Raw genomic sequence first — 13,127 nt, forward strand, 5'->3', positions numbered from 1 at the left:
CGCATGTCCGACAGCCCTGCCGCACCGCCTCCCGTGACCGGATCCGCCGTCGACGAGCTGCACGTGCTCGTACTCGCCGGCGGTCTCTCCTACGAGCGGGACGTCTCGCTGCGGTCGGGCCGCCGGGTGCTCGACGCGCTGCGCGCGGTCGGCGTGCAGGCGGAGCTGCGCGACGCCGACGTGGCGTTGCTGCCCGCGCTGACCGCCGACCCGCCGGACGCGGTGGTGATCGCCCTGCACGGCGCCACCGGCGAGGACGGCTCGCTGCGCGGCGTGCTCGACCTCTGGGACGTGCCCTACGTCGGCTGCGACGCCCGGTCGTCCCGGCTCGCCTGGGACAAGCCGTCGGCGAAGGCGGTGCTGCGCGAGGCGGGCATCCCGACGCCCGACTGGGTGGCGTTGCCGCACGACCGTTTCTCCGAGCTGGGCGCGGTCGCCGTCCTGGACCGGATCGTCGACCGGCTCGGGCTGCCGCTGATGGTCAAGCCGGCGCAGGGTGGCTCCGGACTGGGCGCCGCCGTGGTCCGGGAGGCGGCGTCGCTGCCGGCCGCCATGGTGGGTTGTTTCGCGTACGACCAGACCGCACTCGTGGAGCGCTACGTGCCCGGAATGGACGTGGCGGTCTCCGTGCTCGACCTCGGCAAGGGCCCGCAGGCCCTGCCCCCGGTCGAGATCGTGCCGCGCAACGGCGTCTACGACTACGCGGCCCGCTACACCGCCGGCCGTACCACCTGGCACGCGCCCGCCCGGCTCGACGCCGCGACGACAGCCCGGGTGACCGAGGTGGCGCTCGCCGCGCACACCGCGCTCGGCCTGCGCGACGTGTCCCGGGTCGACCTGATCGTCGACGCCGGCGGTGACCCGCACGTGCTGGAGGTGAACGTCTCCCCGGGCATGACCGAGACGTCGCTGCTGCCGCTGGCGATCCAGGCGGCCGGGCTGGACTTCGGCCGGGTGCTCGGCACGCTCGTGACCCGGGCCGCCGCCCGCCGCTGAGGTCAGCCCTCCCGGGTACGCCCCGCCCGCGGCTGGTCGTCCTCGACCACGTCCTCGGCCTCGCCCGCAGTCGGGGCGTCCCCGGTCTCCTGCTCCTCGGCCGCCTCGGATCCGTCCTCCGGCTCCGGGTCGTCGACCGACGGGCCCGCGGAGGGGTCTGAGACGCCCCCTGCCGCCTCGGACTCCGGGATCTCGTCCGCAGCCTCGATCACTGATGCGGGCTCGTCCTCGGGCTCCTCAGCGGCGTCCGCAGCCGAGGCCGGGGCAAAGCTCGACGGGGCCTGCCACTGGATGCGCGGCGGCTCGGCGAGCGGCCGGCCACCGAACTCGGCGAGCCACGCAGCCACCAGGGCCAGATTCTCCCGCCACTTGTCCTCGGAGATGGGGGGCAGGATCGAGTCCCACAGCGACAGGAACGTGCCGCGCAGTTGCAGCCGCCCGTACGGCCGGGCCAGGAACCACAGGTGCAGGTGCGCGGAACCGTCGCCCCAACGATTCACGTGGACCCGGGCGACGCCGTCGAGCGACCGGACGGCCCGCTCCAGGCGCACGGTCATCACGCCCAGCTCGGCGGCGAGCAGATTCGGCAGGTCGCCCAGATCCAAGTGGGACCGGGACTCCAGGATCAGGACCATCGGCAGACCGGTGGGCCGGTCCATGGCACGGACCCGCCACCGCTCACCGACCCAGATGTACGCCTCGTCGGGCGCATTGCAGGCGGTGCACTCCCGGTCCGCCTCGCCGCGGCGGGGAGGTTCGAACGGTACGGGCTCGTCGAGCTGCTTGACGCGGAGATCGCCCTCGAAGGGAAAGGACGGCCACTGGGTGAAGTCTGGAACTGAGGGAGGGGTGTCCGGCACGACGCTGACCCTAACCGAGTTGGCGACGCCTGTCCCTACCCGTTCCACTGGCCGCGCACAGGTTGTCCACCACGTTGTCCACAGGGTGCCGAGATCACCAGTACGGTGCGTCATCCACTGCTCAGCAAGGGTTTCGGCGCTTCGTTTCACGTGAAACGAGACGAGCCTGTGGACAACTGCTGTGGATAACTAGAGGGCGTGTGGATCCGTTCTTCCAACGATCGGGCGCGCGATCCGTACCGGGTTCGGGAAGGGCTTCTTGCGGTCGGTTTCACGTGAAACGACGGCGGTCGGATCGTCCGTGGTTCCACGCCGGTCCTCGGTGCGGCGGAGTGCTGGGTCCTACGTCAGCCCGGCGGGGGGGGCGCTGGGCCGGGGTTCTCGATGGCCGGCTGATCCACGGTGGCTCTCGACCGGTCCGCCCGCCGAGTCGACCAACCGGTCTGCGACATGAAGGCACAGCCCGGCCGGACACCCCGTCGAGTGCCAAGCAGCCGGGACGGCGGCGTCCGCCAGGCCGGCACACGAAGCGGCATCCGAGCCACCTCGGCTCAGCGGCGCACCGCGGCTCACCCCGAGCCACCGGGGCCAGCCGGGTCACCGGGGCTCCTGCCGTTCCCGGCCGCCCCGCCGCTTTGGCCGCCCCGGCCGGACGGCCCGCTCCGGCCCGCTCCGGCCCGCTCCGGCCGCTCGGCCGCTCGGTCGCTCGGCCGCTCGGTCGCTCGGCCGCTCGGTCGCTCGGTCGCTCGGTCGCTCGGTCGCTCGGTCGCTCCGGCGAGCATTCTCGCGCCCGCTTCGAACCTGCGAGGGATCAGCGGCTAGCGACAACTCATCCGGCTCCTGTGCGGGTGGTCTGGAGGCGTTGCTGACAGGGTGGTCATCGGCCGGGGCGACGGGGACATCTTGGGAAACGCGCGCCCCCAGACGGAACCACTTCGGTCCGGGCTCGCCAACGCCAGCCGCCCCGGGGTGCGGTGGAACACCATGGGTGTCTCCGAGGCGTTTTGACACCCATGGTGTTCCACTCGGTCCAGCTGCCGCTCTGGCGGGATGGCAGCGCGCGGGGCGGTGAGTGTCGGGGCGGTGAGTGCGCAGCGACGGCAGCTGCAACGACGGCCACCGGCTCGGGGCATCGGCGAGACGGCCGCATCGGCGATGCGATATCAGCATCGACGCGATGGACGCGCGTCATCGTTTGGCCGGGTGGCCAGTAGCGGCCGGGATGGGACTGGGCCGCCCGAAGGGCGGGCCACGGTAGCCAAAGGCGACGAGCCCAGGTCTGCAACCCACGTGGTTGCCCTTTGCCCACGCCCGAGCGGACGTTCACGTTCGGGCAGCGGCCGCCGCTTCGTGGGCAGTTCGATGTACAGCTTCGACCAGTAGCGTCCCGCGCCGCATCGGCGGGGCGGCGGGAGTGCTTCAGCGGCCTCACGCGGGCCTACCCGTTTCACGTGAAACGCCGCCGCCTACCGACCGGGCTGCACCCGGTCCTTGCCCTCCTTCTGAGGCGAGTAGTCCGCGAGTTCGGCACCCCAACCCGGGGCAGAAGCGAACCAGCCGCCCAGGTTCCGCCAGTCGCCTTAGCCACCCGGCCTATCCCGCCGCCGCGCGACCGCGTCGCCTCGGCACATCGCCACCGCGCTACCACCGCTACCCCCGCCACCCGCATTACGGCGCCACCGCGCCACGACGCCACGACGCCACCGCGTCACCCGCGCCCCCTCGCCACGCGCCACCGCGCCACCGCGCCACCGCGCACCGGGCACCAGGCACCAGGCACCGGGCACCGGGCACCGGGCACCGGGCACCGGGCACCGGGCACCGGGCACCGGCATTCTCGTTTCACGTGAAACCAGCGGGAAGGACGCCGAGCCGGCCACGCCCTCGCGCGGGCAGCAGCAGACGGTTCGCAACCGAAACGGCGTCCTGGAGAAAGAGAACCGGCCGCACCCCCTCGCGGGCGATGCGGCCGGCCGGACAACCTCTGACGGCTACGCCTCGGACTGCTCCTCACCGTCCATGCCGATGATCCCGACGATCCGCTCCAGGTCGTCAACGGTGGCGAACTCGATCGTGATCTTGCCCTTGCTCCGGCCGATGTCGACCTTCACCCGGGTGTCGAACCGGTCGGAGAGCCGGTCCGCGAGATCGGTGAGCGCCGGGGCGTGCGGCTTCGGCCGGCGCTTCGCGGCAGCCGTCTTCGCCGGCTCCTCGGCGAGCGCCAGGTGCACCAGTTCCTCGGCACCGCGTACGGAGATGCCCTCGGCGACGATCCGCTTGGCGAGCTGCTCCTGCGCCTCGGCGTCGTCGAGGCTGAGCAGTGCCCGGGCGTGACCGGCGGAGAGCACTCCGGCGGCGACCCGGCGCTGCACAGCGGCCGGCAGGTTCATCAGCCGGATGGTGTTGGAGATCTGCGGGCGGCTGCGGCCGATCCGCCGGGCGAGCTCCTCGTGGGTGGCGCCGAACTCCTCCAGCAGCTGCTGGTAGGCCGCCGCCTCTTCCAGCGGGTTCAGGTTGGCGCGGTGGATGTTCTCCAGCAGCGCGTCCCGGAGCATCGCGTCGTCCTTGGTGTCCCGGACGATCGCGGGGATGGTCTCCCGGCCGACCGCCTGGGCGGCGCGCCAGCGCCGCTCACCCATGACGAGTTCGTACTTCTCGGTGTCGAGCTGGCGGACCACGATCGGCTGGAGGAAGCCGACCTCCTGGATCGAGGTCTTCAGCTCCTCCAGCGCCTCCTCGTCGAAGACGTGCCGGGGCTGCTTCGGGTTCGGCACGATGGCGTCGACCGGGATCTCGGCGAAGCGTGCGCCGGGCACCGGGCTCAGGTGCGACTCGGGCTCGACGGCCGGCGACGGGGTGCTTCCGACACCGCCGGTGATGGCGGCGGTCGCGCCCGCGACCGGAGCCGAGGGCGACGCGGCAACTGCCGACGACTCCGGTTCGGTGGCCGCCGGTTCGGCGCCCGGTACCGGTCCGGTGGGGATGAGGGCGCCGAGCCCTCGGCCCAGTCCGCCGCGGGGACGGTTCTTCATGCGACGCCTCCCAGCGACATCTCCGCACTACGCATTCCGGCTCACCGGCTCCTTGACGCCTCGTTCCGCGATCTCCTGGGCGGCCTCGAAGTAACTCGTGGCTCCCCGCGAACCGGGATCGTAGGTCATCACCGACTGGCCGTAGCTCGGTGCCTCGGAGACACGCACGTTGCGCGGGATGACGGCCTGGAGCACCTTGTCGCCGAAGTGGTTCCGGACGTCCTGCTCCACCGCGTCCGCCAGCCGGGTGCGCCTGTCGTACATGGTGAGCAGGATGGTGGAGACCTCGAGCTTCGGGTTGAGGTGCTGGCGCACCAGGTTGATGTTGTTGATCAACTGGTTGAGCCCTTCCAGCGCGTAGTACTCGCACTGAATCGGGATCAGCACCTCCTGCGCGGCCACGAGCGCGTTGACGGTCAGCAGGCCGAGCGACGGCGGGCAGTCTATGAAGACGTAGTCGAAGTGCCCCGGGTACGCGGCGATCGCCCGCGCCAGGCGCGACTCCCGGGCCACCACGGAGACCAGTTCGATCTCGGCGCCGGCCAGGTCGATCGTGGCCGGTACGCACCACAGGTTGGGGATACCCTCGACGGCCTGCGCCACCTCTTCGAGCGGCACGCTGTCGATCAGGCAGTCGTAGACGTCGGGCACGCCGGTGTGGTGCGGGACGTTCAGACCGGTGGAGGCGTTGCCCTGGGGATCAAGGTCGACCACGAGCACCCGGTTGCCGTGCAGCGCGAGCGCCACGGCCAGGTTCACGGTGGTGGTCGTCTTACCCACGCCGCCCTTCTGGTTGGCGACGCACATCACCCGGGTCCGGTCCGGGCGGGGCATGGTGACCTCGCCACTGGGATTCAGGATCTGCACGGCGCGCATCGCCTCCATAGCCAACGGTGGATCATCCTCTTCGCGCGTCGGGGTTTCACGTGAAACGTACGTGCTGGCGTCTACCTCATCGCCGTACCTGCTCGCCTGTGGCGTGTCGGACGGCGTCACGGTGACCTCGGGAGCGGCCTGGTGCGGCACGGCCGAGACGGGCGGCTGGGGTTCGAAGCGAGCGGGCACCGCGACGTTCGCCCGCACCGCGGGTGGCCGCGGCGTCGGCGCGTTCGCCGGGCCGTCTGCCGGGTCGAGCGGGTCACGGGCCGGCGGGACGTTCGCCGGCGCCGACGAGACGGGCCGTACGGAACCGGCGGGCGGCGTGTCCCGCCGCTGCGGCGGCGGCTCGGCCGGCGGGTAAGAGGCGGACGGATCGCGGGGCTCGTTCACCGTCCACTCCCGGTAGTTGGTTTCACGTGAAACGGGGCCGGGGGATTTCCCTCCGGGCCCGGTCAACCGTGGATCGTCGTACCTGCCGTCGTCATGCACCTGTCATCCCTACCCGCTCCGGATGGTCGGTCCGCACCCGTCGAATCGAATACCGGGCCCTCGCCCGGCGTGGTCGGCTCGGCGGGAACCATCGGGTTCGGGTGCCGCCCGGCACCGCCGTTCCACACTATCGACGCGCGGTCAGCCTACGGCCGACGGGCGCGGTGGGTCCATGTCGGGTTGTGATCGATCGCGTCACGCCCACCCGGTCCAACGACCGGGTGGGCGTCCGGACAGCCGTTTCGGTCAGCGGTCGCCACGACGGCGGCCGCCACGCGACCGCTTCGGCTTCTTGGCCCGGCGCGGGTTCACCACGCGCTCACGGACCACCTCGATCACGGTCGCCGGGGGCTCGATCACCCCGTCGCCGCACCGGTGCAGCTCGGGCGTGCCGCCGCCGAGGCGTACCACCGCTTCGGTGTGCTCGGCGATCTCCTCGGCGGCCGAGGCGCCCTTGAGCGCCACCAGGCGGCCGCCGGAGACCAGCAGCGGTAGGCACCAACCGGCGAGCCGGTCCAGCGGCGCCACCGCGCGGGCGGTCACGATGTCGGCGGAGAGCGGCTCCCGGTCCCGCGACCCGGCCGCCGCCTCCTCGGCCCGCCCGCGGAAGACGCGGACGTCGCGGGTCAGGCCGAGGCGTTGCACCGCCTCGATCAGGAAGGAGGTACGCCGCGCGAGCGGCTCCACGAGCGTCACTGTGAGATCGGGACGCGCGATCGCCAGCACCAGGCCGGGCAGTCCGGCGCCGGAGCCGACGTCGATCACGCTCGCCCCCTCCGGGATCCGCTCGGCCACCACCGCGCAGTTGAGCAGGTGCCGGTCCCAGAGCCGCGGCGTCTCGCGGGGGCCGATCAGACCGCGCACGACGCCGTCGGTGGCAAGCAGTTCCGCGTACGCGGCGGCGAGGTCGAGCCGGTCGCCGAAGAGCGCGCGGGCCGCCTCCGCCAGTTCCGGCGGCAGCGTCGCGGACGCCGGATCGGGGACGGCCGTCGACTCCGCACCGTCCACAGGGGATGGCGTGTCCTCCGCCGGCTCCGCGAACACCGGGTCGGCCGCCGCAGCCGCGGCCACCGGTGCCACGTCCGCCGCCGGCTCGCCGGAGAACGCGGGCATCACGTCCATCGCCGGGTCGGCGGGCTCGACCCCGGTCACCACCGCCGGCTCGGCCGAGAAGGCGGGCTCGCCGGGGTCGGTCGCGGCCCTTTCCGGGTACGCCGGGTCGGCCGGCCCGGCGTCGTCGGAGAAGACCGGGTCGACTGTGGGATCGGGGCGCACAGCCGACGGCCCGGGCGGCGTACCACCCGGGCCGGCCACGGCGCCTGCCGTCGTCTCGTCGGAGATCACGGACCTCAGTCCGTCACCGGACGGACGACGATGCGGCGGTTGGGCTCGACGCCCTCGGACTCGCTCTCCACGCCGCTCATCGCGTTCACCACGTCGTGCACGCACTTGCGCTCGAACGCGGACATCGGCTCCAGGCGCACCGGCTCACCGTGCTCCTTGACCTTCTCGACCGCGTTCTTCGCCACGGCGGCCAGTTCCTTGCGCCGGGCGGCCCGGTAGCCGCCGACGTCCAGCAGCAGGCGGCTCGGCGTGCCGGTCTGGCGGAACACGGCCAGCCGGGCCAGTTCCTGGAGCGCCTCCAGGGTCGCGCCGCGCTGGCCGACCAGGTTCTGCAGCCGTCCGCCGACCACTTCGACTACCGGACGGCCGCCGGAGACCAGCTCGTCGATGTCGCCGTCGTAGTCGAGGATGTCCAGCAGACCCTCGACGTAGTCGGCGGCGATCTCACTCTGCCGGAACAGGTCGCTGTCGGCCGGGGCCTTCTTCTCCCGGGCCTCGCCCGAGGCGTCCTCGGTCTCGGTGGCGGCGGTAACGGGGGTCTCCTCGTCCAGGGACTGGTCGGCGCTGGGGATGCTGGTCTCGGTCACGGGTCTCATCTCCGTACTCGCTCGGCCGGACCGTTCGGGGGTCCGCTGGTCTCCCGGGGCCGGCGGGAGGTTCGCCGGTTGCCCTCGGGCACGTCTGTACGGGCCAGTTTCGCCCGCGGCCGCGCGTCGCGCGGCGATTCCGGCCCGGCGCCGACTCCTCGGATGGCAGCACGTGACCGGAACGGGCCACCGCCGGTGTCGCGGCGGTGGCCCGGTGGAACTCAGCCCTGTCGCTTGGCGGGCCGGCTGCCGCCCTTCTTCGGGTTGACCGGCTTGGCGCCCGGCTTCGGTCCGGCCACCTTCGGCGCCGCGGCCGGGGCCTTCGCCGCCGGCTGGGCCGCCTTGCGGCCGAACAGGCCACCGGTCTTGGCCGGCTGCACCGGGCCCTTGCCGCCGGTGTTCTTGGCGGCGGTGGTGCTCTTCGCGGTGGGCGGCGGCGGGAACTTCCGCAGCACCCACTGCTGCTGGCCGAGCGTGAAGAGGTTGTTGGTGACCCAGTAGATGATCACACCGATCGGGAAGATCGCGCCCGAGATCAGCAGCGACAGCGGGATGCCGTAGAGCATCAGGCGCTGCACCATGCGCTGCTGCGGGTCCTCAGCCCAGCCGGTCTTGAGGATCATCTGACGGCTGGTCAGGTAGGTGGTGGCGATCATGATGATCACCAGGATGCCGGCGACGACCTTGACGGTGCCGGTGTTCGCGCCCAGCCGGCTGAGCTCCTCGGCGGTGGAGCCGAACTTGCCGGAGATCGGCGCGGTGAAGAGCGTCGCGTTCGAGGCGCTGTTGAACTGGTCGACAGTCCAGCCGTACAGGGTCTTGCCCTGGTTGTCCGGGCTGAGGCGGCGCAGCGTGTGGAACAGGCCCAGGAAGACCGGGATCTGGAGGAACATCGGAAGGCAGCCCATGAGCGGGTTGGCCTTTTCCTTCCGGTAGAGCTCCATCATCTCTTTCTGGAGCGTCTCCCGGTCACCCTTGTGCTTCTCCTGGAGCTCCTTCACCTTCGGCTGGAGCGCCTGCATGGCACGCTGCGACTTGATCTGCTTGACGAAGACCGGGAACAGGATCACCCGGACCGTCACCACCAGGAAGATGATGGCGAGGATCCAGGCCCAGTTCGTACCGATCACGGCCCCGACCGGAACTCCGATGGCGTCCCAGGCCGAGTGCCAGGTCAGCAGGATCCACGAGATCGCGTAGTAGATCCAGTCGAGACTAAACACTCAGGCTCCAGTCACGTCGGCACGGCGGCGGTCGCCCGGCTCCGGAACCGGGTCGTGTCCACCTGGGTGGAAGGGATGGCAGCGCGACAGCCGACGGACCGTCAGCCAGGCGCCCCGCAGCGCACCGTGCCGGGACACCGCCTCCACGGCGTAGGCACTGCACGACGGGTAGAACCGGCAGCGGGCCGGCAGAGCCGGACTTATCCACCGACGGTACGCGATGATAGGCGCCAGCAGCATGCGGGCACCGCTTGTGGGCGACGGAGTCGCGGTCGGGCCGGTCACCGCGACCGCCGTCCCCGGGGGGAGCGCGCGGCGGCGAGAGCGGCGTCGAGGTCGGCCCCGAGCCGGGTGTACGTCGCGTCGGCGGCTGCCGGCAGCGCGCGTACCACGAGGGTCGTGCCGGCGGGCAGCTCGGCCAGCCGCTCGCGGACCAGGTGCCGGAGCCGGCGGCGGACCTTGTTCCGGACCACCGCGCCGCCGACGGCCTTGGACACGACGAAGCCGGCGCGGCTCGGTGCGGAGGTCTCCGCACCGCTGGTCCGCGCCGGCTCCGGCGAAGGTGTCGCGGTGGTGCCGATCGGCTCGGGGATGGTCAGGTGGACCACGACGGCGCCACGGCCGACGCGTCGGCCACCGCGAACCGCTGCGGCGAAGTCGCTACTGCGCCGCAGTCGTTGCGCGGCGGCCAGCACGACTGCCCACGTCCCCGGACCGGACCTGTCGGCCTCAGGCCGACAGGCGGGCGCGGCCCTTGGAACGACGGGTAGCGATGATGGCGCGGCCGGCACGGGTGCGCATGCGCAGCCGGAAGCCGTGGGTCTTCGCGCGCCGGCGGTTGTTCGGCTGGTAGGTGCGCTTGCTCACGTCAGGCTCTCCGTTGTCGTACGCCCCGCGCGGCGGATCGCCCGGGGTCGTGTGCTGGTCCAGGCCACCTTGTCGGTGACCTCCGATCGGCGCTGCCGTGACGCGCTCCCCGGCGATGCGAGGTGACAGCCACGGACAGCAAGCATCAATCACCCTAGCAGAGGGCGAGAGAGCAGCCGCTCCAGCCTACGCAGGGGCGCAATGACCGTCAAACGTCACACTCGGGCGTCCGACCTGCGTCGGAACGACGACCGAAGGGGCGGTTTTCACTGATGTTGCCAACGTCGTCAGGGTGTCGCCGGTTGATGGCGTGGGGTCCGCGCTGTTAGCGTGCCCGATTGCGGTCGGCGTCGGGGGTCCGGGGTTTGTCGCCGATCGGCAAGACCGGACACGCTGTTGAATCGTTCGGCACGGTGAACCCGCTTCAGCGCCTCCGTGGATCGAGGGGGGCAGGTCCGACCCGCGTCCGGTGGGCGGTCACAATCGGTCGGTACACAGGCTGTGGATAACTTGTGGATGACGACCGGTCAGCCGTCCGGGCGGGCGTGAGGAGCAGGCGAGGGGGTGGCACGACGGTGACCGGAGCGACCGACCTGGCCGCGGTGTGGACGGCGACCACCGACGAACTCGCCGACGAGATCATCTCCGCGCAGCAACGGGCGTACCTCCGGCTCACCCGGCTGCGGGCGATCGTCGAGGACACCGCGTTGCTCTCGGTGCCGGACGCCTTCACCCGCGACGTGATCGAGTCACGGCTCCGCCCGGCCATCACCGAGGCGCTGAGCCGCCGGCTCGGACGGCCGATACAGGTGGCCGTCACCGTACGGGTCACCGAGGACCCGGGCGCCCGCCCGGCCGGCACCGTCTACCGCAGCAGCCCGGAACCGCTCCCCGAGCACGACGGCGCCGCCCCGCTGCCCGGCTTCGACCAGGCCGCCCCGACCTTCCCGTCGCCCCGCCCGGAGCCCGGCTACGCCGACTCCCGCCCCGAGCCCGGTTACGCCGAGTCCCGCCCGGAACAGCAGCTGGACGAACCGGCGCCCCGGCAGCGGACCGCGGACGGCGGCCGGCCCCACCTGATCCCCGCCGGCCGGGACGCGCAGGACACGCTCTTCAGCGCCGCGTTCGCCGAGCCGCTGCGCGCCGCACCCGAGCGCCGCGCCTTCGACGAGCGCACGCGCATCGAGCCGTCCGCTCCCGACGCCGGGGGTTACGAGCCGCGCTACCGGGAGAACCCGGCCGCCGACCCGGGGCCGATGCGCGGCCTGCCCCGCGACGGCGCCACCGACAACGGCCCCGGCCGGGGTGGCGCCGATCACCACCGTCCCGGCGGCGGCCAGGCCGACCGCAGGCTCCCCGGCGGTACGGAGAGCGGCGGCAACCGGCTCAACCCGAAGTACATGTTCGAGACGTTCGTCATCGGCTCGTCCAACCGGTTCGCGCACGCGGCGAGCGTGGCGGTGGCCGAGTCGCCGGCCAAGGCGTACAACCCGCTGTTCATCTACGGCAGCTCCGGGCTGGGCAAGACCCACCTGCTGCACGCCATCGGGCACTACGCGACGACGCTCGGCAACGCCCGCTCGGTCCGGTACGTCTCGACCGAGGAATTCACGAACGACTTCATCAACTCGCTGCGCGACGACAAGACCAGCGCGTTCCAGCGCCGCTACCGGGACGTGGACATCCTCCTGATCGACGACATCCAGTTCCTGGAGAACCGGGAACGGACGCAGGAGGAGTTCTTCCACACCTTCAACACGCTGCACAACGCCAACAAGCAGATCGTGATCACGTCCGACCGCTCGCCGAAGCAGCTCGCGACGCTGGAGGACCGGCTGCGTACGCGCTTCGAGTGGGGCCTGCTCGCCGACATCCAGCCGCCGGACCTGGAGACGCGGATCGCGATCCTGCAGAAGAAGGCCGCCCAGGAGCGGCTGTTCGCACCGCCGGACGTGCTGGAGTTCATCGCCTCCCGGGTGTCGAACTCGATTCGCGAACTGGAGGGGGCCCTGATCCGGGTCACCGCCTTCGCCAGCCTCACCCGTTCCTCGGTCGAACTGTCGCTGGCCGAGGAGGTGCTGCGGGACTTCATCCCGGACGGCGCCGGCCCGGAGATCACCGCGGACCAGATCATGGTGTCGACCGCCGACTACTTCGGGGTGAGCCTGGAGGACCTGCGCGGCCACTCCCGGTCCCGGGTGCTCGTCAACGCCCGCCAGGTGGCCATGTACCTGTGCCGCGAGCTGACCGACCTGTCGCTGCCCCGGATCGGGCAGGCGTTCGGTGGCCGGGACCACACCACAGTGATGCACGCGGACCGCAAGATCCGCCAGCAGATGGCGGAGCGGCGCTCGCTCTACAACCAGATCGCCGAGCTGACCAACCGCATCAAGCAGAACACCTGACCCCAGCTCTCCCGCAGTGCCCGCGCGCCGCCCGTCCGGCGGCTCCGGCGGTGATCAAGGAGTTTGTGTCGGGACGACACGTCATTCCTGCCCCGAACTCCTTGGTCAACAGGGCGGGGCTGCTGCGCAGGAGTCCGCCGACCCGAGCGCCTCGCCCAGCGTCTGCACGGACCCCGACCGCAGATCTTGGAAGGAAACGGCCGCTACAGGGGCCCTCGCCTTCCAAAGTCTCTGCGGAGCCGGGGCTTGGCCTCGCACGAGTCGACCGGGGCCCCGAGCCCCATCGAAACTTTGCGTCGATCATGAGGTTGACGGCGACAAACCGGGCGCCAACTGCCGCCAACTTCATGGTCGACACGTGCGAGGCGGGAGCCGGAGGACGGGCGGGGACGGGGGCGGCGCGCCGAGGAAGGCTCGTGTCGACGCCCTGTTGACGTGATGAAGG

At 71.8% G+C, this 13,127-nt stretch carries 11 protein-coding genes; 2 read left to right on the forward strand and 9 right to left on the reverse strand.

Annotated elements, in window-relative coordinates; genetic code table 11:
- The first annotated feature begins 3 nt into the window (after positions 1-3).
- Complete coding sequence (locus J3R08_RS30980) at positions 4-996, forward strand: D-alanine--D-alanine ligase (RefSeq protein ID WP_043327686.1); 993 nt, start codon at positions 4-6, stop codon at positions 994-996.
- A gap of 2 nt (positions 997-998) precedes the next feature.
- On the opposite strand, the gene J3R08_RS32325 is transcribed toward J3R08_RS30980, so the two are convergent.
- The 9 genes from J3R08_RS32325 to rpmH form a co-directional block, all read right to left on the reverse strand.
- The gene (locus J3R08_RS32325) at positions 999-1,856 is read right to left on the reverse strand and encodes a hypothetical protein (protein ID WP_043327685.1); all 858 of its coding nucleotides are present in this window, start codon (positions 1,854-1,856) and stop codon (positions 999-1,001) included.
- Positions 1,857-3,847: 1,991 nt separating this feature from the next.
- Positions 3,848-4,888, reverse strand: coding sequence for a ParB/RepB/Spo0J family partition protein (locus J3R08_RS30990; protein ID WP_209963807.1), 1,041 nt, complete (start codon positions 4,886-4,888; stop codon positions 3,848-3,850).
- A 27-nt stretch (positions 4,889-4,915) separates the two neighbouring features.
- Positions 4,916-6,256 (reverse strand): AAA family ATPase, encoded by a 1,341-nt coding sequence (locus tag J3R08_RS32555; protein ID WP_374102395.1) that lies wholly within the window; start codon positions 6,254-6,256, stop codon positions 4,916-4,918.
- Between the two features lie 246 nt (positions 6,257-6,502).
- Positions 6,503-7,369, reverse strand: a complete 867-nt coding sequence (gene rsmG / locus J3R08_RS31005; protein ID WP_209964509.1) for a 16S rRNA (guanine(527)-N(7))-methyltransferase RsmG — start codon at positions 7,367-7,369, stop codon at positions 6,503-6,505.
- A 236-nt stretch (positions 7,370-7,605) separates the two neighbouring features.
- A complete protein-coding gene (locus tag J3R08_RS31010; RefSeq protein WP_030499504.1) occupies positions 7,606-8,196 on the reverse strand; it encodes a R3H domain-containing nucleic acid-binding protein in 591 nt (196 codons plus the stop codon).
- Between the two features lie 212 nt (positions 8,197-8,408).
- Positions 8,409-9,410 carry a membrane protein insertase YidC gene (yidC, locus tag J3R08_RS31015; protein ID WP_043327681.1) on the reverse strand — a complete coding sequence of 334 codons (1,002 nt, stop codon included), beginning with the start codon at positions 9,408-9,410 and terminating at the stop codon, positions 8,409-8,411.
- Positions 9,411-9,650 carry a membrane protein insertion efficiency factor YidD gene (gene yidD, locus J3R08_RS31020; RefSeq protein ID WP_091567651.1) on the reverse strand — a complete coding sequence of 80 codons (240 nt, stop codon included), beginning with the start codon at positions 9,648-9,650 and terminating at the stop codon, positions 9,411-9,413.
- Between the two features lie 41 nt (positions 9,651-9,691).
- A complete protein-coding gene (gene rnpA / locus J3R08_RS31025; RefSeq protein WP_043327680.1) occupies positions 9,692-10,105 on the reverse strand; it encodes a ribonuclease P protein component in 414 nt (137 codons plus the stop codon).
- Between the two features lie 34 nt (positions 10,106-10,139).
- A complete protein-coding gene (gene rpmH, locus J3R08_RS31030; protein WP_018788530.1) occupies positions 10,140-10,277 on the reverse strand; it encodes a 50S ribosomal protein L34 in 138 nt (45 codons plus the stop codon).
- Between the two features lie 575 nt (positions 10,278-10,852).
- On the opposite strand from rpmH, the gene dnaA reads away from it, so the two are divergent.
- Positions 10,853-12,682 carry a chromosomal replication initiator protein DnaA gene (dnaA, locus tag J3R08_RS31035; RefSeq protein WP_209963813.1) on the forward strand — a complete coding sequence of 610 codons (1,830 nt, stop codon included), beginning with the start codon at positions 10,853-10,855 and terminating at the stop codon, positions 12,680-12,682.
- Positions 12,683-13,127: the final 445 nt, after the last annotated feature.

The organism is Micromonospora sp. HB375 (genome assembly GCF_017872985.1).
GTDB classification, from domain to species: Bacteria; Actinomycetota; Actinomycetes; order Mycobacteriales; family Micromonosporaceae; genus Micromonospora; species Micromonospora chalcea.

What these genes read in the sequence shown, in the direction of transcription:
- J3R08_RS30990 (WP_209963807.1), bottom strand. Translation starts at nt 4,888, where the DNA reads ATGAAGAACCGTCCCCGCGGCGGACTGGGCCGAGGGCTCGGCGCCCTC.
- yidD (WP_091567651.1), bottom strand. Translation starts at nt 9,650, where the DNA reads ATGCTGCTGGCGCCTATCATCGCGTACCGTCGGTGGATAAGTCCGGCT.
- J3R08_RS31010 (WP_030499504.1), bottom strand. Translation starts at nt 8,196, where the DNA reads ATGAGACCCGTGACCGAGACCAGCATCCCCAGCGCCGACCAGTCCCTG.
- rsmG (WP_209964509.1), bottom strand. Translation starts at nt 7,369, where the DNA reads ATGCCCGCGTTCTCCGGCGAGCCGGCGGCGGACGTGGCACCGGTGGCC.
- J3R08_RS30980 (WP_043327686.1), top strand. Translation starts at nt 4, where the DNA reads ATGTCCGACAGCCCTGCCGCACCGCCTCCCGTGACCGGATCCGCCGTC.